General features: G+C 71.4%; 22 protein-coding genes. 17 read left to right on the top strand and 5 right to left on the bottom strand.

The genetic code is table 11. From position 1 onward, the window contains the following. Position 1: 1 nt before the first annotated feature. Both M6B22_RS02245 and M6B22_RS02240 read left to right on the top strand, forming a co-directional pair. Positions 2–577, top strand: a complete 576-nt coding sequence (locus tag M6B22_RS02245; protein ID WP_269444147.1) for a nucleotidyltransferase family protein — start codon at positions 2–4, stop codon at positions 575–577. Then, positions 574–1005, top strand: coding sequence for a DUF1810 domain-containing protein (locus M6B22_RS02240; protein WP_269444146.1), 432 nt, complete (start codon positions 574–576; stop codon positions 1003–1005). Before M6B22_RS02245 ends, M6B22_RS02240 begins: the two co-directional genes overlap by 4 nt. Before the next feature lie 67 nt (positions 1006–1072). Here M6B22_RS02240 and M6B22_RS02235 read toward each other — a convergent pair whose 3' ends face one another. Genes M6B22_RS02235 through M6B22_RS02225 form a run of 3 tightly spaced genes read right to left on the bottom strand, consistent with a single transcriptional unit; the run spans position 1073 to position 3602 of the window. Then, on the bottom strand, positions 1073–1912 hold the full coding sequence (locus M6B22_RS02235) for a phospholipid scramblase-related protein (RefSeq protein ID WP_269444145.1): 840 nt from the start codon (positions 1910–1912) through the stop codon (positions 1073–1075). Positions 1913–1937: 25 nt separating this feature from the next. Next, positions 1938–2471 (bottom strand): gamma carbonic anhydrase family protein, encoded by a 534-nt coding sequence (locus M6B22_RS02230; RefSeq protein WP_269444144.1) that lies wholly within the window; start codon positions 2469–2471, stop codon positions 1938–1940. 18 nt (positions 2472–2489) lie between these two features. After that, a complete protein-coding gene (locus tag M6B22_RS02225) occupies positions 2490–3602 on the bottom strand; it encodes a CapA family protein (RefSeq protein ID WP_269444143.1) in 1113 nt (370 codons plus the stop codon). Positions 3603–3623: 21 nt separating this feature from the next. On the opposite strand from M6B22_RS02225, the gene thrS reads away from it, so the two are divergent. From thrS to M6B22_RS02190, 7 genes are all read left to right on the top strand, one after another. Then, positions 3624–5777 (top strand): threonine--tRNA ligase, encoded by a 2154-nt coding sequence (gene thrS / locus M6B22_RS02220; RefSeq protein WP_407935587.1) that lies wholly within the window; start codon positions 3624–3626, stop codon positions 5775–5777. Beyond that, on the top strand, positions 5774–6370 hold the full coding sequence (locus M6B22_RS02215) for an HIT family protein (RefSeq protein WP_269444141.1): 597 nt from the start codon (positions 5774–5776) through the stop codon (positions 6368–6370). Before thrS ends, M6B22_RS02215 begins: the two co-directional genes overlap by 4 nt. Beyond that, entirely contained in the window at positions 6370–9261 is a 2892-nt protein-coding gene (locus M6B22_RS02210) for a S8 family serine peptidase (RefSeq protein WP_269444140.1), read from the top strand. The genes M6B22_RS02215 and M6B22_RS02210 overlap by 1 nt, the downstream gene beginning before the upstream one ends. Positions 9262–9283: 22 nt before the next feature. Next, complete coding sequence (locus tag M6B22_RS02205) at positions 9284–10357, top strand: amidohydrolase family protein (RefSeq protein WP_269444139.1); 1074 nt, start codon at positions 9284–9286, stop codon at positions 10355–10357. A 183-nt stretch (positions 10358–10540) separates the two neighbouring features. Next, positions 10541–12562 carry a hypothetical protein gene (locus M6B22_RS02200; protein WP_269444138.1) on the top strand — a complete coding sequence of 674 codons (2022 nt, stop codon included), beginning with the start codon at positions 10541–10543 and terminating at the stop codon, positions 12560–12562. A gap of 17 nt (positions 12563–12579) precedes the next feature. Next, the gene (locus tag M6B22_RS02195) at positions 12580–13431 is read left to right on the top strand and encodes a hypothetical protein (RefSeq protein WP_269444137.1); all 852 of its coding nucleotides are present in this window, start codon (positions 12580–12582) and stop codon (positions 13429–13431) included. A 48-nt stretch (positions 13432–13479) separates the two neighbouring features. Then, complete coding sequence (locus tag M6B22_RS02190; RefSeq protein WP_269444136.1) at positions 13480–14835, top strand: MFS transporter; 1356 nt, start codon at positions 13480–13482, stop codon at positions 14833–14835. Between the two features lie 293 nt (positions 14836–15128). Here M6B22_RS02190 and M6B22_RS02185 read toward each other — a convergent pair whose 3' ends face one another. Both M6B22_RS02185 and M6B22_RS02180 read right to left on the bottom strand, forming a co-directional pair. Further along, positions 15129–16550 carry a glycoside hydrolase family 1 protein gene (locus M6B22_RS02185; RefSeq protein ID WP_269444135.1) on the bottom strand — a complete coding sequence of 474 codons (1422 nt, stop codon included), beginning with the start codon at positions 16548–16550 and terminating at the stop codon, positions 15129–15131. Positions 16551–16599: 49 nt separating this feature from the next. Then, entirely contained in the window at positions 16600–17637 is a 1038-nt protein-coding gene (locus tag M6B22_RS02180; protein WP_269444134.1) for a LacI family DNA-binding transcriptional regulator, read from the bottom strand. A 334-nt stretch (positions 17638–17971) separates the two neighbouring features. On the opposite strand from M6B22_RS02180, the gene rpsP reads away from it, so the two are divergent. The 8 genes from rpsP to M6B22_RS02140 all read left to right on the top strand — a co-directional run bounded on the left by rpsP (position 17972) and on the right by M6B22_RS02140 (position 22704). Then, the gene (gene rpsP / locus M6B22_RS02175) at positions 17972–18463 is read left to right on the top strand and encodes a 30S ribosomal protein S16 (protein WP_269444133.1); all 492 of its coding nucleotides are present in this window, start codon (positions 17972–17974) and stop codon (positions 18461–18463) included. 1 nt (position 18464) lies between these two features. Then, positions 18465–18701 carry an RNA-binding protein gene (locus M6B22_RS02170; RefSeq protein ID WP_269444132.1) on the top strand — a complete coding sequence of 79 codons (237 nt, stop codon included), beginning with the start codon at positions 18465–18467 and terminating at the stop codon, positions 18699–18701. Between the two features lie 11 nt (positions 18702–18712). Then, complete coding sequence (gene rimM / locus M6B22_RS02165) at positions 18713–19228, top strand: ribosome maturation factor RimM (RefSeq protein WP_269444131.1); 516 nt, start codon at positions 18713–18715, stop codon at positions 19226–19228. After that, a complete protein-coding gene (gene trmD / locus M6B22_RS02160; protein ID WP_269444130.1) occupies positions 19225–19938 on the top strand; it encodes a tRNA (guanosine(37)-N1)-methyltransferase TrmD in 714 nt (237 codons plus the stop codon). The genes rimM and trmD overlap by 4 nt, the downstream gene beginning before the upstream one ends. A 155-nt stretch (positions 19939–20093) precedes the next feature. After that, a complete protein-coding gene (rplS, locus tag M6B22_RS02155) occupies positions 20094–20450 on the top strand; it encodes a 50S ribosomal protein L19 (RefSeq protein ID WP_269444129.1) in 357 nt (118 codons plus the stop codon). Positions 20451–20490: 40 nt separating this feature from the next. Then, positions 20491–21609, top strand: coding sequence for a signal peptidase I (gene lepB / locus M6B22_RS02150; protein ID WP_269444128.1), 1119 nt, complete (start codon positions 20491–20493; stop codon positions 21607–21609). Between the two features lie 13 nt (positions 21610–21622). Continuing rightward, positions 21623–22381 carry a ribonuclease HII gene (locus tag M6B22_RS02145; RefSeq protein ID WP_269444127.1) on the top strand — a complete coding sequence of 253 codons (759 nt, stop codon included), beginning with the start codon at positions 21623–21625 and terminating at the stop codon, positions 22379–22381. Further along, entirely contained in the window at positions 22378–22704 is a 327-nt protein-coding gene (locus M6B22_RS02140) for a DUF2469 domain-containing protein (RefSeq protein WP_269444126.1), read from the top strand. The genes M6B22_RS02145 and M6B22_RS02140 overlap by 4 nt, the downstream gene beginning before the upstream one ends. Positions 22705–22743: the final 39 nt, after the last annotated feature.

The raw sequence follows: 22743 nt of genomic DNA, 5'->3' as shown, positions 1-22743 counted from the left end.
CATGTCGCGCGTCGCGGGTGTCGTGCTGGCCGCCGGGTCGGGCAGCCGGATGGGCGTTCCCAAGGCGGCGCTGGTGGTCGGCGGGGCTGCGCTGCTCGAGCGTGCCGTCCGGGCCCTGGCCGACGGCGGCTGCGCGCCGATCGTGGCCGTGGTGCGCGCCGGGGCACGAGTTCCCGAGCCGGCGCGGGGCGTGGTCAACCCCGAGCCGGAACGGGGGATGCGGTCCTCGCTGGAACTCGGGGTGGACGCGGCCGGCGCGGCCGATGCGGTCGCCGTGCTGCTCGTCGACACGCCCGGTATCGGCGCCGACGCGGTGCGTGCGGTGGTGCGCGCCTGGACGCCGGGGCGAATCGCGGTGGGCTGCTACGCCGGCCGGCGCGGGCACCCGACCGTCATGTCTGCCGAACTGTGGCGCGAGGCGCTGACGCTCGCGGCGCCGGACGAGGGCGCGCGGGCGCTGCTGGCCGCGCGCCCGGACCTCGTCGACGAGACCGCCGTACCCGGGCGCGCGGACGATCTGGACACCCCCGAGGACGTCGCCCGGTGGGAGAGCGGTGGGACAGCGGTGGAAGCGTGAGCGATCCGTTCGATCTGAACCGGTTCGTCGCGGCACAGGATGCCGGCGGTACCTACGAGCGCGCGCTGGCCGAACTGCGCCGCGGCCGCAAGAGCAGTCACTGGATGTGGTTCGTGTTCCCGCAGTACGCGGGCCTGGGCTCGAGCGCGACGTCGCAGCACTACGCGATCGGCTCGCTCGCCGAGGCGCGGGCCTACCTCACGCACGAGGTCCTCGGTCCGCGGCTGCGCGAGTGCGCCGCGGCCGTGCTGGCCGCCGGGGCGGGCAGTGCCGAGCAGATCTTCGGCGGCATCGACGCGGTGAAGCTGCGCTCGTCGATGACGCTGTTCCACCGCGCCGACCCGGACGAGCCGGTGTTCCAGCAGGTGCTGGAGCGCTACTTCGCGGGGCAACCCGACACGGCGACCGAACGGCTGCTCGCCGACTGAGGCAGGCCGCGGCCGGCCGGCCGCCCTGGGCAGCCGCGCCGAACGGCGTCCATTGATGACAGCCGGCTCAGCCGAAGCCGCGCGAGTCCTGCTTCAGGGCGGTGTCGACGCATAGCGCCGCGGCGACCACCATCAGCCGCAGCGGGTCCTGCAGCGGCCGGTGGATCTGCACGACGTAGTTGTCGGCCGTGGTGAACATGGTCTTGGCCAGGCCCTCCCACGTCTTGGTGATCCGGGCGACCTCGGTGTCGGTGTGGTCGCGGATGTTGAAGTTCCAGGCCCGCCAGTTCTCGCCGTTGATCGAGCCCAGCGTGTAACCGCCGGCCTCGATCGCGAAACGGATCTTGCCGATCGCGTTCTGCTGCACGATCTGGCCGATCTCCCGGCCGGTGGGGTCGGCGATGATCACCCGGGACTTCACCAGCTTCGCCGGGCGGGTCAGGCCGAGCAGCACGTTGCCCTGCATGTCGACGACCTGCAGCGAATGCGTCATGTACTGGTCCAGCGAGGTCAGCACCCGCATGGCCTTCTTGACGTTGCTCTGCCCCACCTCGCGCACGGCAGCGAGCTGCTGGCCCTGCTGGTCGTACACCGCGTACTCGTTGTTGACCTCGATCAGCTTGGCCTTCTGGTTCACCACCAGGATCGGCTCGGTGAAGATCGAGCCGGTGCCCTGGAACGCGGCGACCCCGGCGGTGCCCGCGCGGCCGACGTCCCCGACGACCTTGCTCGTGTCGCGCTGCACCGTCGGCACGTGGCCGCCGCCGACCGGCGGGTCGACCGAGGTGCGACCGTGCGAGGAGACGTGCTCGGTCCAGTTCGTGCCGTCGAAGTAGCGCAACTCGTGCCGGCCGAGCGGGTCGGCGTACCAGTTGGCGGGAGCTGGGGGAGTCGTGGGCCCGGTCATGCGCGACAGCTTAGAGCCTGGGCGGCTACTCGGTGATGGCCTTGATGCCCGCGATGTGCCGCTTGGCGAGTGCGGGGTAGTGCTTGGGGTTCAGCTTGATCCACATCTCGGCCGGGGTGCCGGCCAGCTCCCGCTTGACGACCGCAGGGACTCCTGCCGCGAGGACGCCGGGCGGGATGCTCACCCCGGGCTGCACGAGCGAGAGGGCAGCGACCAGCGAACGAGTACCGATCCGGGCCCCGTCCAGGATCACCGACCCGTTCCCGACCAGCGCCTCCTCCTCGAGCACCGCGCCGTGGACGATGCACTGGTGCGCGACCGTCGCACCCGGCCCGATCTCGGTGGTGACCCCCGGCGGGCAGTGCAGCACCGAGCCGTCCTGCACGTTGGCGTTGGCCCGGATCACGATCGGTCCGTCGTCGCCGCGCAGCACGGCGCCGTACCAGATCGATGCCCCGGCCTCGATCGTCACGTCACCGATCACGGTCGCGGTCGGCGCGACGAAGGCGTCGGCGGCGATGGTCGGGCTGACGCCCTCGAACTCGTACAGGAACGCCACTGTGCTGTCTCCTTCGCTCTACTTCGGCGGGGTTGCGGTCAGGTCGGTGCAGGCGCGGTCGGCCGTCCACTCGGCCGTGATGCGGGCTCGTTCGGCTCCGGTCGCCGGGACCGGCACGCCGCGGTCGTCGAGCCGGGACGGGGCGAATCGATCGGCGACGACCTTGCCGCCGCGGAAGGTCAGCGTCAGCACGCCGTTGTCGTCCTGGTTGTTGCGGAACGAGCGCCACCACAGGTAGTTGCCCAGGCCGTATGCGACGTACGTGCCGTCAGCGCGCCAGCCGGCCCCCTGCAGCACGTGCGCGTGCGTGCCGATGACGGCCGCTGCACCCGCCGCCGCCAGCGCACCGGCGAGCCCGGTCTGGTCCCCGTTCGGGCAGGTGTGGAACTCCGTGCCCCAGTGCAGGTACACGACGACCACGTACCCGGCCCGGTGCGCGGCACGCACATTGCGCACCAGCCGGTCGCTCCACGCGTTCGCGACCCCCGCGCTGGTCGGGCCGGCACTGAACAGGCGCAGCGTCGTCTCGTCCTGCACCTGGTCGGCGGCGAAGATCGCGACCTTGGTGCCGTTGAGCGTGATGCGGTACGGGGCGAACGCCGCGGCGTCGTTCCGGCCGATCCCGATGACGGGGAAGCCGGTGGCCCTGATCGCCGCGAGCGAGTCACGCAGCCCGGCGGCGCCGTAGTCGGCGCCGTGGTTGTTCGCCATCGTCGCGACGTCGATCCCGGCGTCCCGCAACGCGATGAGCGCCGACGGCGGCGCGCGGAAGGTGAACGCCTTGTTCTGTGCCTGGCCGCCGGTGGTGACGGCCGTCTCCAGGTTGACCATCGTCAGGTCCGCGGCGCGCAACCCGGCGGCGGCCTGGCCGAACACGGTCGCCGGGTCCGCGCGCAGCCGGTCGGCCGTCCGCTCGGCGAAGTTGACGTCACCGGCGAAGGAGATCGTGAACGGCCCCGGAGCTGGCGCGGCCGCGGTGGCAGGCGAAGTCGCGGTCGCAAGGGGAGCCGGCGCATGCGTCGGCTGCACGGCTCGGGACGATGGCGGCCGGGTCGCGGCGTGCTGCGCGTCGGCTCCGGTGGTGCACCCTGCCACCGCGGCCGGCCCGGCGACGAGCACCGCAATGATCACCGCAGCCAGGCGCCGGCGGATATGCGGTCGGGCGGGTACGGGCACCGCACTAGCATTCCTTGCATCAGCCGCGTCGGCTCGAGCACCCCGCCCGGACCGGTTCATCCTCGCGCGGCCGAGCCAGCGAAGGAGCATTCCGTGTCCGCCAGCGCCGCGCCGCAACCGTCCGCCGCCACCGTCCGGGTCGCGGCCGGCACGACGGCCGACGACGCGCTGCGCGCGGCCGGGATCGACGTCAACGGCCCCGCCGGTGCGCTCGTCGTCCGCGCCTCCGACGGCACCCTGAAGGACCTGGCGTGGGCACCGGAGACCGACGCCGACGTCGAGGTCGTCACCGCCGCGTCCCCGGACGGCCTCGCCGTGCTGCGGCACTCCACCGCGCACGTGCTCGCCCAGGCGGTGCAGGACCTGTTTCCCGGCACCCTGCTCGGCATCGGCCCGCCGATCCAGGACGGCTTCTACTACGACTTCCTGCCCTCGCGCCCGTTCACCCCGGACGACCTGGCCGCCATCGAGAAGAAGATGAGCGAGATCATCAAGGCCGGCCAGCGGTTCGCGCGCCGTCCGATCGACGACGACGAGGCGCGCGAGGAGCTCAGGTACGAGAAGTTCAAGATCGAGCTGATCGGCCTGAAGTCCACCGCGAGCGGCGACCTCGACGGTGCGGCCGAGGGCGCGTCGGTCGAGGTGGGCGCCGGAGGCCTCACCATGTACGACAACCTGGACGCCAAGACCGGTGAGCGGGTCTGGACCGACCTGTGCCGCGGGCCGCACCTGCCGACCACCCGGCGCATCCCGGCGTTCAAGCTGATGCGCTCGGCCGCCGCGTACTGGCGCGGCAGCGAGAAGAACCCGCAGTTGCAGCGCATCTACGGCACCGCGTGGGCCACTCGGGACGACCTCAAGGCCCACCTGCACCGGCTGGAGGAGGCGGCCAAGCGCGATCACCGCAAGCTCGGCGCCGAACTGGACCTGTTCAGCTTCCCGGACGAGATCGGCTCGGGGCTTCCGGTCTTTCATCCCAAGGGCGGCGTCATCAAGCGGGTGATGGAGGACTACGTCCGCCAGCGGCACATGGAGGAGGGTTTCGAGTACGTCGGCACGCCACACATCACCAAGCAGCACGTGTTCGAGCTGTCCGGCCACCTGCCGTACTACGCCGAAGGCATGTTCCCGCCCATGGAGATGGAGGGCGCGAACTACTACCTCAAGGCGATGAACTGCCCGATGCACAACCTGATCTTCCGCTCGCGCGGGCGCTCGTACCGCGAGTTGCCGCTGCGCCTGTTCGAGTTCGGGCACGTGTACCGCAACGAGAAGTCCGGTGTGATCCACGGGCTGACGCGAGTCCGCGGCTTCGCCCAGGACGACTCGCACTCGTATGTGACCCCGGAGCAGGCGCCGGCTGAGATCGAGCACCTGCTGCAGTTCTGCCTCGGCCTGTTCCGCGACTTCGGCCTGGCCGACTACTACCTCGAGCTGTCCACCCGCGACGACTCGCACCCGGACAAGTTCGTCGGCAGCGACGAGGACTGGGCGGTCGCCACCAAGGTGCTCGAGGACGTCGCTGTCGCCTCCGGCCTGGACCTGGTTCCCGACCCCGGCGGCGCTGCGTACTACGGCCCGAAGATCTCCGTCCAGTGCCGTGACGCCATCGGGCGCACCTGGCAGATGTCCACGATCCAGTACGACTTCAACCAGCCCAAGGGATTCCAGCTCGAGTACCAGGCGGCCGACGGCACCCGCAAGCAGCCGGTGATGATCCACTCGGCGAAGTTCGGCTCGATCGAGCGGTTCATCGGCGTGCTCACCGAGCACTACGCCGGTGCCTTCCCGACCTGGCTCTCGCCGGTTCAGGTGATCGCCATCCCGATCAGTTCCGAGCAGGACGAGTACCTGGGCGACATCGAGAAACGGCTGCGCACGAAGGGCATCCGGGTCGAGGTCGACACGTCGGATGACCGCATGCAGAAGAAGATCCGCACCGCGCAGAAGGCGAAGGTGCCGTTCATGCTGCTCGCGGGCGCGCAGGACGTCGAAGCGGGCGCCGTGTCGTTCCGCTACCGCGACGGATCGCAGCGCAACGCGATCGCGATCGAGCAGGCGATCGAGGAGATCGTCGCGGCGGCGGCGAGCCGCAGCAACGAGTCGCCGACGGCGGGCACCTTCTCGTGACCTCGGACGGCGGAGCCGAGGACGCCGCCGAACTGGCAGGCGAGGCGGACTCGTTCGGGCGGCTCTGGACGCCACACCGGCTGGTCTACATCAAGGGCGAGAACAAGCCCGGCCACGACCAGGCCGGGACCGAGTGCCCGTTCTGCTTCGCGCCGACCCGCTCGGACGAGGCCGGGCTGATCATCGCGCGCGGTGAGCTGGTCTACTCGGTGCTCAACCTGTACCCGTACAACGCCGGGCACCTGATGACCGTCCCGTACCGGCATGTCGCGGATTACGACCGGCTGACCGCTCAGGAATCGGCCGAACTTGCCGATTTCACCCAACGGTCGATGCGCGCCCTGCGCACCGCCATGACACCTCACGGTTTCAACATCGGCCTCAACCAGGGGGCCGTTGCCGGAGCCGGGATCGCGGCGCACCTGCACCAGCACGTGGTGCCGCGATGGGGTGGCGACACCAACTTCATGCCCGTGGTCGGCCACACCCGGGTGCTTCCGCAACTGCTCGCGGACACCCGGGACGTGATCGCCGCGGCATGGGCTGCCGAGCATGCGGAGTCCGCGCGGACTGCGCCCACCGCGGAGGATTGATGCGCCGAACGGGCACGATCGTGGCCATCATCGCGCTGGTCGGCTCGGCGCTGGTCGGTTCGGTGCTGAGCGTGCCCGCGGTCGCCGCCCCGGCGAACCCGTCGAGCCCGGCGAAGCCTTCCGGCACGGCGCCCTCGGCTGGTTCGGGGGCCGCCGTGCGTGGCGCAGGGCCGGCCGCCGCGACGCTGCGCTCGGTGCCGGCCAGGCCGCCGGCCGCGACCGCGGTCGCGCCCCAGGTGAAGCCGGCGGTCACGCCGCAGTCCCGGGCGCTGCCCGCGAACGTCGACCCCCAGAGCGTCCAGGTACCCGCCGAGGCGAACGGCCAGGTGCTGCTCACGGTCACCGGCGACCCGGCCACGGTCCGGACGCAGGCCGCGAAGCTGGGCGGACGCGTGCTGGTCAGCGCCGGCCGGAGCAACTCGGTCGAGGTGCCGCCGGCAGCGATCGGCGCGCTCGGCTCGGCGCCCGGCGTCGGCGCCGTCGAGCCGCCGGTGCGCGCCTACGTCCAGGACAGCACATCCCAGGGCGTGGCCAAGTCCGGCGCGGGCACCTGGCAGGCCGCCGGTGACAAGGGTGCGCACACCGCCGTCGCCATCGTCGACGCGGGGTTCGCGAACCTCGCCGCCGAGAAGGCGGCCGGTCACATCACCTACGCCGGCTACAACGCCGGCAACTGCCCAGGTGCGGGTACCTCCGGCGCGAACTCGCAGCACGGCACGGCGGTCGCCGAGATCGTGCACCAGATGGCGCCCGCCGCCAGCATCTACCTGTACTGCGTGCAGGACACCGTCGCGTTCGTGGCGGCCGCGCGGGACATCGTCAAGCGCAAGATCATGATCGCGTCGAGCTCGCTGGGTTTCCCCGCCGACGGCCGTGGCGACGGCTCCGGCGGCTCGGCGACCGCGAGCGGTGCGGTTCGCTCCGCCCGGCTCGCCGGGGTGCTGTGGATCCAGTCGGCGGGGAACAACGCCAGGGAACACTGGTCCGGCCGGCTCACCGACTCCGACCGCGACGGGCACGTCGACATCGGCTGCTCGGGCCGGACCTGCCCCGAGGTCGACTCCATGTTCATGCCACCGAACTACGGCTCGGCCGAGGTCGTGCTGAAGTGGGACCAGTGGCCGGTCTCGGCGGACACCGGTATCACCCTGGTCGCGTACGAATCCGCCTGCACCGATGACAACTTCGACGACTGCACGCTGCTGACCAGCCAGTCGGTGCGGCACCGGGCCGGACGGGTGCCCGCCCTCGGCCTGACCGTCGACAACCCGGGCTACTTCCTGCGGGTCGACGTCGCGATCAAGATCAGCGCGGCCTATCCGTCGGTCGCCTACGACCTGTCGTACTGGGGCGAGGTGTCCGACCCGTCCTATCTCGCGTCCTGGCACAGCAGCCAGGCGGCCGCCGGCAGCGTCACCGAGCCGGCCAACTCGCCGTACGCCTTCGCGGTCGGCGCTGCCGACGTCACGCGCAGTGCACTGGAGGCGTTCAGCTCGCGCGGCCCGACGATCGACGGCCGCACCAAGCCGGACATCACCGGCTGGGACTGCGTGCGCTCGAACCTGCCCGCGTTCAGCAGCCCGGAGAACCCAGCGTTCTGCGGAACCTCGGCTGCGGCCCCGCACGTCGCGGGCGCGGCGGTGCTGGTGCGCTCGGCGCGGCCGTCGATGGACGCCACCCAGATCGAGACGTTCCTGCAGCAACGGGCCAACTCGGGCAAGCCGCTGCTGCCGCCGAGTCGCGCCCTCGGCTACGGCCGGCTCACCCTGGGCAGCACTGCCGGCGTGGCACCGCCGCCCGGCTCGGGCTACGTGGCGCTCAGTCCGCGCAAGGTGCTCGACACCCGCACGCGGCTCGGCGGCCACCATCGCAAGCTCGGCCCAGGCAGCGTCCTCACGCTCCGCGTCGCCCACCTGCCGAGCACCGCGACCGCCGTCGCGCTCAACGTCACCGCGCTGACGCCGACGGCCACGACCAGTCTGGGCGTGTTCCAGGGCGGCACCGGCTGGCCGGGCACCACCAACCTGAGGCTGAGCCGCGCCGATCCGAGTGTCACCGCTTTCGTCACCGTCAGCCTGGACCGCAGTCGGCACACCGTGTCGATCCGCAACGCCCGCGGGCACGTCAATGTGCTGGCGAGCGTGATCGGCTACTTCCGCACCACCAGCAGCACCGGGTTCGTGCCCGTGTCGCCGCGTACCGTGCTGGACACCCGCACCCGCGTCGGCGGGCACCACGCGGCGCTGCGCAACCGGTCGCGGGTCACGATCAACCCGCACCTGCCGGCCGCCGCTACCGCGGCCGTCGTGAACCTGACCGCGCTCGGCGTCACCGGGCACGGCTACTTCGGGCTGAGCAACGCCTGCTCGAACACGACCTACCAGCTGACGTCGAACTCCGCCGCCCGTACCGTCCTGGCGATCGTGCGGCTCAACCCGGCGAACCGGATGTGCCTGCGGTTCGCGGGCACGCGTGCCGACGCGCGGGTGCAGGTCGTCGGATACTTCGCGCCACGCCGCGGTTACCGGTTCCATCCGGTGCTCACGCCGACGCGCATCGTCGACACCGCCCGCGGCATCGGCGGCCGGCCTCCGGCGACCCTTCGGTCCGGCCGCTCGAGCACGTACTACGGGGCCGGCCTGAACGGAGTGCCGCTGCGCGCCAGGGCGATGTTCGTCGGCCTCACCGACACCAGCGCCACCTCGACCGGCTACCTCGCGCCGTTCGCCGGTTCGCGACGGCCACACCGGCTGTCCGCCGGCCTCACCTTCAGTCGGCATCGGATCACCGACGACTCGGCGGTGATCGGGCTGTCCGGTCGCCGGTTCGGCGTCTTCAACAGCCACGGACGCACCGGACTGACCGTGGACCTCTACGGCTACTTCCTGTAGAGCGGGCCGTAATCTGGCGCGCATGCTGCATGTGCGCGGGATCTTCCTGCCCGACGAGGCCGAGCGCGACGCCTGGGTGCTCGACGGACGGTTGACCTTCACCCGTCCGGCCGGCGCGACCGACACCGTCGCCGACGGCGGCTGGATCCTGCCCGGCTTCGTGGACGCACACTGCCACATCGGGCTGGGCCTGCACGGTCACGTGCCCGATCCGGACGATCAGGCCGCGCAGGCCCTGCTCAACCGTGAGGCCGGCGCGCTGCTGCTGCGTGACGCGGGATCACCGGTCGACAACACGTCGGTGCAGGCGCGCGAGGACCTGCCGCGGCTGGTGCGCGCCGGGCGGCACATCGCTCGGCCGCACCGCTACATCCGCGACCTGGGCATCGAGGTCGAGCCGGACCGACTGGTCGCCGAGGTCGCGACGCAGGCCGCCGCCGGCGACGGGTGGGTCAAGCTCGCTGCCGACTGGATCGACCGCTCCGTCGGCGATCTGGCGCCCGTGTGGCCTGACGACGTGCTCAAAGAGGCGATAGCCAAGGCGCACGAACTCGGCGCGCGCGTCGCCGCCCACGTCTTCGGCGAGGACGCCCTGCCGGGGCTGATCGCGGCGGGCGTCGACTCCATCGAGCACGGCACCGGACTGGACGACGACCTGATCGCCGCCGCCGCGGCGAGCGGCGCGGCAGTCGTCCCGACCCTGATCAACATCGACAACTTCCCGTCGATCGCCCTCGCCGGTGCCGCCAAGTACCCGACCTACGCGGCGCACATGCGCGCGCTGTTCGCCACCTCGCGCGAGCGGATCCACGCCGCGTACGAAGCAGGAATACCCGTCTATACCGGGACGGACGCGGGTGGCTCGCTGCCGCACGGGCTGGTCCGCGAGGAGATCCGGGCGCTGGTCGGCGCCGGGATCCCGCAGCCCGAGGTGATTGCCCAGGCGTCGTGGCGCGGCCGGGAATGGCTCGGCCTGCCCGGTTTGGACGAGGGCGGGCCGGCAGATTTCTGCGTCTTCGACACCGACCCACGCCGCGACCTCGCCGCGATCTACCAGCCGCGCCGCATCGTGCTTCGTGGCGCAGTTGTGGGATGACAGGCGGTACCTGTGTAGCCCATGATCGGTAGCCAACCGGGAGGGATGGCTATGCGAAGGCGCGCGTATGCGGTCGCTGTGGTGGTATGCACCGCGATCACTGTGGTGGGGTGCACGGGCGGCGGTTCGAAACCGGGGCCGCACAAGACACGTGACGGCGGCGGGACGTCTGCCCAGCCCGGCGTGAGCCGGGCGGCACGCGCCGTCGACGACCCGAAGAACATCCCGGACGCAGCGGCGCTGACGAAGGCGGCGGCAGGGCTGCCCGCCGATCCCGCGCAGGCGGCCAGCGCGCTCGTGGACCGGATGTTCGGCGACGATGCCAAGGCGGCGGTCGCCGCGACCGGCGAACTGCTGCGCCGCGCCGGGCTGCCGATCGTCAGCGGCAAGGGTGGCCCGCCCGTCGCCATGCCGGACGCCATCACGATCACCAACGCCCCGGTCGGCGTTGAACTGTTGCCCTCGCTGGCGCAGCTCGCACGTACCGGCATCGGGTACGACCTCGATCAGGTGCGCGGGATGCTGCAGGCGGTCGGCGCGCCGGAGGCCGCCCTCACCGATCGCCAGTTGGTGGCAGGTCTCGCCGCCTGGGGCAAGGGCGTGAAAGACCCCGCCGTGACCCGCTACGCCGGGGCCGCGGAGCGCGCGCTCGCCGCGCGGCACGGGCAGCTGCTCGATCCGGCGCAGGTGCTCGACGCCAAGACGACGGCCGCACTGATCGACAAGCCCGAGTCACTCCCGCTGGACACGTACAACCAACTGATCGCCGAGCCCGATCGCGTCAGCTTCGACCCCGTGCAACTGCTGCTGCTCGCGGCGCACGCGGACAGCGAGGCGTCCGACAAGCCGGTCGTGAAGCAGGTGCCGTCGGTGCTCTCCGGCGCGAAGCCGACCGACCACCACTCGCTCGCCGCAGTCGACTTCGGCACCTGCGCCGACATCGCGGGTGACTTCGACGGTGAGGTCCCCGGCGCGGTGAAGGGACACGCCAAGGCCACCTTGCAGGAGTACCTCAAGCAGGACATCGAGGCGACCATCGGCAAGGAGGCCGCCGAGAAGCTCGAGAAGGGCTGGGGGAACTACGACAAGCTCACCGACGTGCTGTCGACGATCGCCTTCGTCACCTCGCTGCGCTTCGACGTCGCCCCGCTCGGCAAGGGCACGACGCACTTCCTGCACGACGAATCGGCGCACGCCAACGACGTGAAGGTCCAGGCGCATGCCTACTTCAAGGCGACCGTGCCGGAGGAGTACCGGCCCTGCTTCGCGCTCGCCGGCATCGGCCTGCCCGGCAACAAGGACCTCAAGGACATCGAGATCACCTGGACCCTGCCGAACGGCCGGGTCGCGCTCAAGCCGGCGACGGTCGGCGACAGGCAGTTCGATCACCCGGTAGCACTGGACGAATCCGGCCTGTCGACCGTGCAGCTGACACCGCGCCGCGAGCTGCACCCGCCCAAGCAGGGCGACGACCAGACCGTCGCCACCGCGCTGCAACAGGTCAAGGCGTCATTGGACAAGGACTGGCTCGAGGCGCACATCTCCGATCTGATCCCGCTGCTGTTCAAGGGCTATGAGGGCGTCCCGGACGTCATCGAAGGCGTGCTGTGGAACAACCTGCTGAACATGATCAAGAAGTTCAGCCTGCCCAGCGTGGTGGTGACCATCCCGGTCACGTATCACGGTTCGAACGTGTACCGGATCCTCGGCGACGGCTCGATGAACGTGATCTTCGAGGGCACCATCGGGCTCAAGGCCGATCTCTATTCGTGCAAGGGCCTGCGCGGCCCGTGGCAGGGCACCATCGCCATCACCGGGACCTCCGGGCCGCTGCTGGAGGCCACCGGCAAGCTACTGGGCGTCAAGGCGAAGGGAAGCGGCACCGACATCGTCAAGGTCCACTTCCTGCTCAACGAGAAGGTGAGCCAGCCGCAGAAGTTCACCTTCGGCAAGTACGGCGTCGTCGTCGAACTGGATCAGGATGCCATCGACAAGGGCCTGCAGACCGGCGGCAACTACGCCAAGGAGGGCACCCGGATCCGGCAGGTGGGCGTCGCCTCCTGGCTCGTCGGCGGGCAGGACGTCCGGGTGCTCGGCAACATGCTCGGCTCGTTGTTCAGCCACGGCACCGAGATCCCGGTCGAGGCGGCCGACGGAGACCTGCGCTGTCCGGGCACGGCGATCTACCAAGACCCGTTCGACTGAGCCGGCAGGAGATGACGATGAGCAGAGTGCGTCGAACGATCGCCCTCGCGGCGTGTGCGGCCGTGGTCCTCACCGGGTCGCTGGCCGGCGCGGCCGCGCGAACCGCCCCGGCGAAGAGCGCGACCGTCGCTGACACGGTGCCTGACGCGTACGGTCTGGACCAACTCGACGCGGCCGTCAAGGGCTCGCAGGTGAGTTTCTTCCAACGGCGCACGTGTGCCGCGGTGCTGAGCACGCTGCAGGCGGGACAGTGGACCATCTCGCTGTTCGCCAAGCCGCAGAAGGGATCGCAGCTGTACGTAGGCACGATGACCTACGGCGAGCGGGCGGCGATGTTGATGATGACGGGCTCGGGCACGTCCTGCTCGGGCACGGTCACCGTCGACGCCGAGCAGCCGATCACGTCGTCCGGCGACCTCACCGCGTCCGGGACCGCCAAGGCGCTCACCTTCTACTGCCACGTCGGGCCGGACCTGAACGGCACGAGCATGACGGACGTGGTGCTGACCTACATCGGCATGTACCGCAGCGCGTCCGGCGCGTTCATCGTGATGGTCAACGGACCGGCGACGGTGGGGACGCACAAGCTCGTGATGGACGAAGACAGCGGCCAGGGGATCACCGTGCTACCGGTGAAGCCGGGTCTCGACGCGCTGAAGGCGATGACCGGCTTCTTCGGCGGGATGTACTCCGGCGACGGCTACGGCGAGGACACCAGTGGGCTTGTCGGGATGTACGGGGGCGGTGGCACGCTTGCCGTCACCTCGGCCCAGCCCTTCGCCGCCACCGTCACCGGCACGAACCTCACCGACCAGGATCACAAGAGCAAGCACCTGTCGTTCACAGCAGGGATGGGCTGCGACAGCTGAGGACGTGACCGGACCGGTGCCGGCAGCCCCGTAGAATCAGGGCTCGACATGAGCGCCGTCGCGTTGCCCCGATTCGGTAGCCGGCGGACCCCTTCGGCGGTGGCCGGCTGGCTGCTCGCGGTCAGCGTGTACGTGCTGGCGGTGTTGCACCGCACGTCGCTCGGCGTGGCCGGCCTGCTCGCCGAGCAACGCTTCGGCATCACCCCGGCGCAGCTGAGCGTGTTCATCTTCCTGCAGTTGGGCGTGTACGCGGCGATGCAGGTGCCGACCGGGGTCCTGGTCGACCGCTACGGCCCGCGTCGGCTGCTCGTCATCGCGGCGATGCTGATGGGCTCGGCGCAGCTGCTGTTCGCGCTCGTGCCGTCCTATCCGGTGGCGCTGCTGGCGCGCACCGCGCTGGGCTGCGGCGACGCGATGACCTTCATCAGCGTGCTGCGGTACTCGGCGACGCACTTCTCGCCGCGCCGCTACCCGGTCGTGGTCGCGCTGACGTCGATGGCCGGCACGATCGGCAACATCCTGGCCACGCTGCCGCTCGCGGTGGTGCTGCACGACGTCGGCTGGGGCGTCGGCTTCGGCGTCGCGGCGGTCGGCTCGCTGGTCGCGGGCGCCTTCGTCTGGTTACTGCTTCCCGCCGCGACACCACCGCGTCGACTGCACGGCGTGCGCGAGGTGCGCGACGGGGTGAGTTCGGTGCTCGTGCGGGTACGCACCGCGTGGGCGTTGCCCGGCACCCGGCTGGGCTTCTGGGTGCACTTCGCCTGCATGTCCTCGGCCACCGCGTTCGGCGTGCTGTGGGGCAACACTTACCTGATCAAGGCGGCGGGCTTCTCCGCGGCCGGTGGCGGAGCGGTGCTCATGTACGGCGTGATCGCCGCGGCGCTGGCCAGCCCGCTGATCGGCTGGCTGATCGGGCACCGGCCGATCCTGCGGGTGCCGCTCGCACTCGGCATCTGCTCGGTGACGATCGCCGGTTGGGTGCTGCTCGTCGCCGCTTTCGGCGATCATCCGCCGCGGGCATACGTGCTCGTGCTGTTCGTGGTCATGGCGCTCGGCGGCCCGGCGTCGATGGCCGCGTTCGCGCTCGCGCGCGACTACAACCACGCGCGCACGCTCGGCACCGCGAGCGGCGTGGTGAACGTCGGCGGGTTCGTCGCGACGGTGATCATCGCGCTCGGCATCGGCTGGGCGCTCGACGCGCTGGGCTCCACCAGTGCCCACACGCTTCGGTTCGCCGTGCTCGTCGCGGTCGCGGTGCAGTTGTTCGGCACGGTGCGGATGAGCGTGTGGCTGCTGCGGCTGCGTGCGTTCGCGCTGGACCGGCAGGGTGCCGGCGAGAGCGTCCCGGTGCCGGTCGTGCGTCGCCGGTGGGACCTGTCGCCAGAGCTGGATGAGGCGGAATAACCCTCAGCTTGAGGTCGTGAAACTGCCTATTGCGCACCGGTGTCGGCGGCCTGTAGAACTATGCCTACGCCAGCCGCAAGGCGGGCGGGCACAGGCTCTGAAGCCGGATCGGTTGCCGGGGAAACCCGGTGGCAAGCCGCGGGTGATGACGTGGTGGTTCGGGGGAGGGCCGGTGCAGGTTCACCCATCATTGGTGGGCCGTCCGTGGGCCTCCTCGAACTCATACTTCGAGGAGGCCCACACCTTTTTCTACCCGAGCGTGCCCGAGCTGACGCGCAGCGGCCACCCAGCTCTCAGCCCAGCGCGTTGCGCGCGATCACGTCGCGGTACCAGTGCGCCGAGTCCTTCGGCGTGCGCACCTGGGTGTCGAAGTCCACGTGCACGATGCCGAATCGCTTGGAGAATCCCCAGGCCCACTCGAAGTTGTCCATGAGCGACCACAGGAAGTAACCGCGCACGTCCGCGCCGCCCTCGATCGCGGCGTGCACCGCGCGCAGATGCCCGTCCAGATACGCGATCCGGTCCGCGTCACGCACGCGCCCGTCCGATCCGAGCCGGTCGTCGTACGCCGCGCCGTTCTCGGTGACCATGAGCTCCAGGCCCGGGTACTCGTGGTGCACCCAGAGCAGCAGCTCGGTGAACGCGGCCGGCTCGACGCGCCAGCCCATCGCGGTGTACGGGCCGGCCTGAGGCAGCGCGAAGGCGAGGTCGGTGCCCGGGTACGGCATCGGCCCGGACGCGCTCTGCGGGTCGTTGATGAAGCCGCGCTCGGCCCGGGCAGCAAGCTCGGGCGTCGCTGCCGCGACGAGCGTCGGGCTGTAGTAGTTGACGCCGAGCACGTCGGTGCCGACGCCGATCGCGGCGAGGTCGCCGTCCCGGACGAAGGAGAAGTCGGTGACGTGCTGCAGGTCCGCGAGCAGCGCCTCGGGGTAGCGGCCGCGCAGCACCGGGTCCAGGAAGATCCGGTTGCTGACGTCCTGGACGTGCCGCGCCGCCCGCCGGTCCGCCTCGGCATCGGACGCGGCGTGCACGGCGGCCAGGTTGAGGGTGAGCGCCACCTTGCTCCCAGCCGGCAGGTGCGCGCGCAGCGCGGTCGCGCCCAGCCCGTGTGCCAGGTTCAGGTGGTGCGCCGCGGTGAGCGCGGTCGCCAGCCCGGTGATGCCCGGGGCGTGCACGCCGGTGCCGTAGCCGAGGAACGCCGAGCACCACGGCTCGTTGAGGGTCGTCACCATCGGCAGCCGGTCGCCGAGTTCCTGCGCCACGACCGCGGCGTACTCGGCGAAGCGGGCCGCGGTGTCGCGGTTGAGCCAGCCGCCTGCGTCCTGCAGCGGCTGCGGCAGGTCCCAGTGGTACAGGGTTGCCGCAGGCGTGATCCCGCGGGCCAGCAGCTCGTCGATCAGCCGCGAGTAGAAGTCCAGTCCGGCCCGGTTCACCGCGCCCGACCCGGCCGGCACGATGCGCGGCCAGGCGATCGAGAACCGGTAGGCGGCGAGGTTCAGCTCGGCCATCAAGGCGACGTCCTCGGCCACCCGGTGGTAGTGGTCGACCGCGACATCGCCGGTGTCGCCACCGGTCACCTTGCCCGGCGTGTGGCTGAAGGTGTCCCAGATGCTGTCACGGCGGCCGTCCTCGTGAACGGCGCCCTCGATCTGGTAGGCGGCGGTGGCGGTGCCCCACAGGAAGCCCGGCGGGAATGGGACGGCGGCGGTCGACATGGGGACCGATCGTACTGTGAGAGCGCTTTCAGCGCCTAACGTCACCCGCTCACGCGGAGCGCCGCCGGACCACCTCGGTGGGCAGCACGGTGGCCAGGTCCGGATGCCCGCCGTTGATGCGGGCGACCAGCACCTCGGCCATCCGGCGGCCGAGCTCCTCGATGGGCTGGCGGATCGTGGTGAGCGGCGGGATCGCCAGCTCGGCCAGCCGGACGTCGTCGAACCCGACCACCGCCACGTCGTCCGGAACCCGGCGGCCCCGCTCGGTCAACACCTGCAGCGCCCCGTGCGCCGTCAGGTCGGACGCCGCGAAGACGGCGTCGAGTTCCGGCACGGTGTCGAGCAGCCGGGCCATCGCGCGGGCGCCACCCTCGTGGCTGAAGTCGCCCTCGGCCACCAGCGAGGCCGGGGCGGCGAGCCCGGCCGCGGCGAGGGCGCGCTGGTACCCCGCCAGCCGGTCCTGCCCGGCCGTCATGTCCAGCGGGCCGGTGATCGTCGCGATGCGCCGCGCCCCGCGGGCGATCAGGAGTTCGGTGGCGGCACGCGCGCCGCCGACGTTGTCCGAGTCGACGCTGTAGAGCGACCCGTCGTCCCGGAACGGCCGGCCGTTCAGGACGGTCGGCACCCCCATCGCCTCGAGCCGGGACGGCAACCGGTCCTCGCCGTGCAGCGACACCAGCAGCGCCCCGTCCACGTGGCCGCCGCGCGCGTACGTCTCGAACTGGGCACGGTCACCGGCGTTGGAGGCGACCACGAACAGCAGTTGCAGCCCGGCCTCGGCAGTCGCCGCGTGCGCGCCGCGCAGGATGCCGGCGAAGTACGGGTCACCGAACAGGCGCTGCTCGTCCTCGGCCACCACGAACGCCAGCGAATCGCTGCGCCGGGTGACCAACGAGCGCGCCGCGCGGTTCACCGTGTAGGACAGCTCCTGGGCCGCTCGCAGCACCGCCTCGCGCGCCTGCTCGCTGACGTTGGACGCCCCGCGCAGCACCCGGCTGGCGGTCGCCCGGGACACACCGGCGTGCGCGGCCACCACCTCCAGGGTGGGCCGCCCCTCGTGGGCGTCCGGGCGGTCGGCTGGCGCCATGGCGCTGCGCTCCTTCGCGGATCGGCGGGTGCACTCGTGGCGGCCGCACCATCGGCACGGTGAGCAGTCGCCGCAGTCTAACCAAGCCCCGGCCTGGCGGCGGGGCGAGCGAGGCGGTTACCGGACGGACTCACCAGCTCGGGCGGCCCGGAGGCACCGGTGGACGCCGTACGCCGCACGCCCGGGGATCTGGCAGAATGGCGAGCTGAGTACCGGTCGGTGCGCGGACCCTCTCCCCGCCTCCGGCCAGTCCACCTGGACGCCCGGCACCCGAGAACCCCACCCGGACCGCCGGCGCGCCCGCCCAAGAACACAGTCTGGAGAATCCACACCAGTGGCAACCAAGATCAAGCTCATGCGTCTGGGAAAGATGCGCGAGCCGCACTACCGCATCGTCGTCGCGGACGCCCGCACCAAGCGGGACGGCCGCTCCATCGAGACGATCGGGGAGTACCACCCCAAGAACGACCCGTCGGTCATCAAGGTCGACGGCGAGCGCGCCGCCTACTGGCTCGGCGTCGGCGCGCAGCCGACCGAGGCGGTCACCGCGATCTTCAAGGTCACCGGTGACTGGCAGAAGTTCAAGGGCGAGCCGGCTCCCGAGCCGATGAAGCTCGCTGCCCCGAAGGCGGACAAGCGCGCCCTGTTCGACGCCGCCCTGGCCGAGGCCGGTGGTGAACCCGAGGTCGCCGCGACCACGCCGAAGAAGCGGGCACCGAAGGCCGCCGAGCCGCCGGCCGCTGCCGACGCACCGGCCGCCGACGCACCGGCCGAGACGCCTGCGGAGACTGCCGCCGAGACCCCGGCGGACGAGGCGGCGAGCTGACGTGCTCGAGGAAGCCCTCGAGCATCTGGTGCGCGGCATCGTCGACCACCCGGACGACGTGCAGGTCGACCTGGTCGACAACCGCCGTGGCCAGCGCCTGGAAGTACGCGTGCACCCGGACGACCTGGGCCGCGTGATCGGCCGTAACGGGCGTACCGCCAAGGCGCTGCGCCAGGTCGTCCACGGCGTCGGCGGTAAGGGAATCCGCGTCGACGTCGTCGACGTCGACCGCCGCTGAGCACCTCGCCGATGCCGGGCGAGGACATCACCGTCGGCCGCATCGGGCCGCCCCGCGGCGTCCGGGGGGAGCTGTTCGTGCAGCCCTGGACCGATGTCCCGGAGGAGCGTTTCGCGGCCGGTTCGGTGCTGCGCACCGAACCGGCCGAGGCCGGCCCGCTGACGGTTGAGTCGATGTCCAGGTCCGGTGGCAAGACGGTGATCCACTTCGCCGGTGTCGACGACCGGGCCGCCGCCGAGGCGCTGCGTGGCGTCCGCCTGGTCATCGGGGCCGACGAACGGCCGCCGTTGCACGATCCCGACGAGTTCTACGACACCGAACTGATCGGCCTGCAGGCGCGCACGGTCCGGGGCGCCGAACTCGGCCCGGTGACCGACGTGCTGCACGCCGGCGGCGCCACCTACCTGGTGCTGGACGTCGAGGGTGCCGAGCGGCTGGTCCCGTTCGTCGCCGCCGTGGTGCCCGAGGTCGACGTCCCCGGCCGGGCCGTGGTGATCGATCCGCCCGAGGGTCTGTTCGAACTATGAGCCCACGTCAGCTGAAGATCGACGTCATCACCATCTTCCCGGACTACCTCGCGCCGCTGCGGCAGTCGCTGCTCGGCAAGGCGATCGAGCGCGGCCAGGTCGAGGTGGCCGTGCACGACCTGCGGCAGTGGACCGACGACGTGCACCGGACCGTCGACGACACCCCGTACGGCGGCGGACCGGGCATGGTGATGCTGCCCGAGCCGTGGGGGCGCGCACTGGACGCTGTCGCGCCGCCGGACGGCCCGGGCCGGCCACGGCTGATCGTGCCCAGCCCCGCGGGCCGGCCGTTCACCCAGGCGCTGGCCGAGGAGTTCGCGGCCGAGCCGTGGCTGCTGTTCGCGTGCGGGCGGTACGAGGGTATCGACGCCCGGGTCGCCGAGTACGCGGCGCAACGGATGCGGGTGGACGAGGTCAGCCTCGGCGACTACGTGCTGGCCGGGGGAGAGGTAGCGGTCCTGGTGATCGCCGAGGCGGTGTCCCGGTTGCTGCCCGGCGTCCTCGGCAACGCGCAGTCCGCCGTCGACGACTCCTTCTCCGCCGGTCCGGACGGGCTGCTCGAGGCGCCTGCCTACACCAAGCCCGCTTCCTGGCGCGGGCTGGACGTCCCGCCGGTGCTGCTGTCCGGGCACCACGGCGAGATCGCCCGCTGGCGTGCCGAGCGCTCCCGCGAGCGCACCGCCGAGCGGCGGCCGGACCTGCTCGGCTGAGCGGCGCACCGGCGCCGGTTTCGGGTTGCGGCGGGCGATGTGGCATCATCGTGGGGTTGCCCGCTGCGCGTCGCGCGCCGCGAATCCACGCCCCGTCGGTGGCGTCGAACGCCGCCCGCACCGCCCGAGATGACCTACGAGGAAGCGACCTACTGATGAACACCCTCGACACCCTGGACGCCGAGTCGCTGCGCAGCGATGTGCCCGACTTCCGTCCCGGCGACACGCTGAAGGTGCACGTCCGAGTCGTCGAGGGCAACCGCTCGCGCGTGCAGGTGTTCCAGGGCGCTGTGATCCGGCGTCAGGGCGGCGGCATCCGGGAGACCTTCACGGTCCGCAAGGAGAGTTACGGCGTCGGGGTCGAGCGCACCTTCCCGGTGCACACGCCGATCATCGAGAAGATCGAGGTCGTCACCCGCGGTGACGTGCGGCGCGCCAAGCTCTACTACCTGCGCGACCTGCGTGGCAAGAAGGCCAAGATCAAGGAGAAGCGCGAGACCGCCGCGCGTTGACCCACCCCGCGCTGACCTGCCCCGCGCCGGCCTGTACCGCGTGAGCGACGACGCCCGGCCCGAGGAACCCGAGTCCGCCGACTCCGCGCTCGACGAGCGGCTGGCCGACGAGCTGGCGCTCCACGACGGCACCGACCCGCGCGTCCCGGACAGCGACGGCGCACCGCCGCCGCCCGCGCCGGCCGCCGAATCACCCGCCGGGTCGACCGCCGACGCGTCCGCAGGCGCGCCCGGCGAGCACCAGCCCCGTCACGCCGGACGCGTCGGCGATGACGCGCAGCCGACGACCGGCCGGCGCGCACGCCGCCGAGCTGCCAAGCAGCAGCGCAAGCGCAAGAAGGCCCCGTGGTGGGAGCTGCCCGCGCTGGCGCTGTTCGCGATCGTCGTCGCGATCCTGGTCAAGACCTTCATCGTGCAGCCGTTCTACATCCCCTCGCAGTCGATGGAGAAGACGCTGCACGGCTGCCCCGGCTGTTCCGGCGACCGCATCCTGGTCAACAAGCCGATCTACGACCTGCGTGACCCGCATCCGGGCGACATCGTGGTGTTCCATGCGCCGCAGGGCTGGGACGACGAGCCCAGGCCGAGCGTGCCCGGCAACCCGGTGCTCAAGGTGGTCCGCGGGTTCGGACAGCTGATCGGCTTCGTCCCGCCGGATGACCTGGTGCTGGTCAAACGCGTCATCGCGACCGGCGGTCAGACGGTCAAGGGCACCGCCGACGGCAGCGTCTACGTGTCCAAGACGGGTCCGGGCGGGCAGTTCCGCAAGCTGGACGAGCCGTACGTGTTCGAGGACGGTACGGACGGGCACGCCGCGTTCGGGCCGGTCACCGTGCCCAAGGGCCGGCTCTGGGTGATGGGCGATCACCGCAACGACTCGGCCGACTCCCGGTTCCACTGCGACGACTCCGGCAGCGGCAGCAATACCGGCGCCACCTGTGACCCGCAAGAGAGCACCGTCCCCATCGGCAAGGTCATCGGCAAGGCCTTCATCATCGCCTGGCCGCCGTCGCGGTGGCGGACATTGGGCACGCCGGCGACGTTCAAGCAGGCCGCGTTCGCGGTGAACGGCGCGATCCCGGTCGGCGGCGCCGCGGTGGTCACCCTTCCGCTCTGGCTGCTGCGCAGGCGTCGCCGCCGGTGGCGCCGGGGCGCGTAACGTCGGCAGCGCCATGGCCCGACGTACTCCCTACCCGCTCGCGTTCACCCCGCCGCGCCTGCTGGTGCGCCGCGACGTCGGGCTGCTCGCCTACGAGGCGGCGCTGCGGCGAGCGGGGTTCAGCCACGTCGCCGGTGCGGACGAGGCCGGTCGCGGTGCCTGCGCCGGGCCGCTGGTGGTCGCGGCCTGCGTGCTGCCGCGCGGTCGCCGCGGCGAGATCGACGGGCTCACCGACTCCAAGCTGTTGACACCGGCGACGCGGGACCGGCTCTTCGACGAGGTTCGCGCGCGGGCGGTTGCCTACTCGGTGATCATCGTGCCGGCGGCGGAGATCGACGCGTACGGGCTGCACGTGGCGAACCTGGCCGGGATGCGCCGGGCGCTGTGCACGCTGACCCCGTCGGCCGACTACGCGCTCACCGACGGCTTTCCGGTGTCCGGGCTGGGTGTGCCGGCCACCGCGGTGTGGAAGGGCGACGCCACCGTGGCCTGCATCGCGGCGGCGTCCATCCTGGCCAAGGTGACCCGGGACCGGATCATGACCGAGTTGCACGAGCGGTGGCCGCAGTACGAGTTCGACCGGCACAAGGGCTACGTGACAGCAGCACACGCGGACGCGCTGCGCGAACACGGCCCGTGCGCCGAGCACCGACGCCGTTACGTCAACGTCCGCCGCGCGCTGCGCGGCGAGGCGCTGATAGGGGACAATGAGGTATCCGCCGACACGGTGGCGGGCGAAATCGCGTTGAACCTGGAGACGGTGTCCGGATGAGTGCCGAGGATCTCGAGAACTACGAGACCGAGATGGAGCTGCAGCTCTACCGCGAGTACAAGGACATCGCCGCCCAGTTCAGCTACGTCGTGGAGACCGAGCGGCGGTTCTACCTCACCAACGACGTCCAGCTGACGCCGCGCAATGCCGACGGCGAGGTGTACTTCGAGCTCACCCTGCGCGACGCCTGGGTGTGGGACATGTACCGGCCGGCCCGGTTCGTCAAGACCGTGCGCGTGCTGACCTTCAAGGACGTCAACATCGAGGAGCTGGACAAGCCGGACCTCGAGCTGCCGGGCGGCAAGTCCGGCTTCGGCGGCTGAATTTCGACGTCCGCGTCGTCCACATCGGCGCACTTGTCC

Source organism: Jatrophihabitans cynanchi (assembly GCF_027247405.1).
Taxonomy (GTDB): Bacteria; Actinomycetota; Actinomycetes; order Mycobacteriales; family Jatrophihabitantaceae; genus Jatrophihabitans_B; species Jatrophihabitans_B cynanchi.
This window is presented reverse-complemented; position numbering and strand designations above follow the sequence as displayed.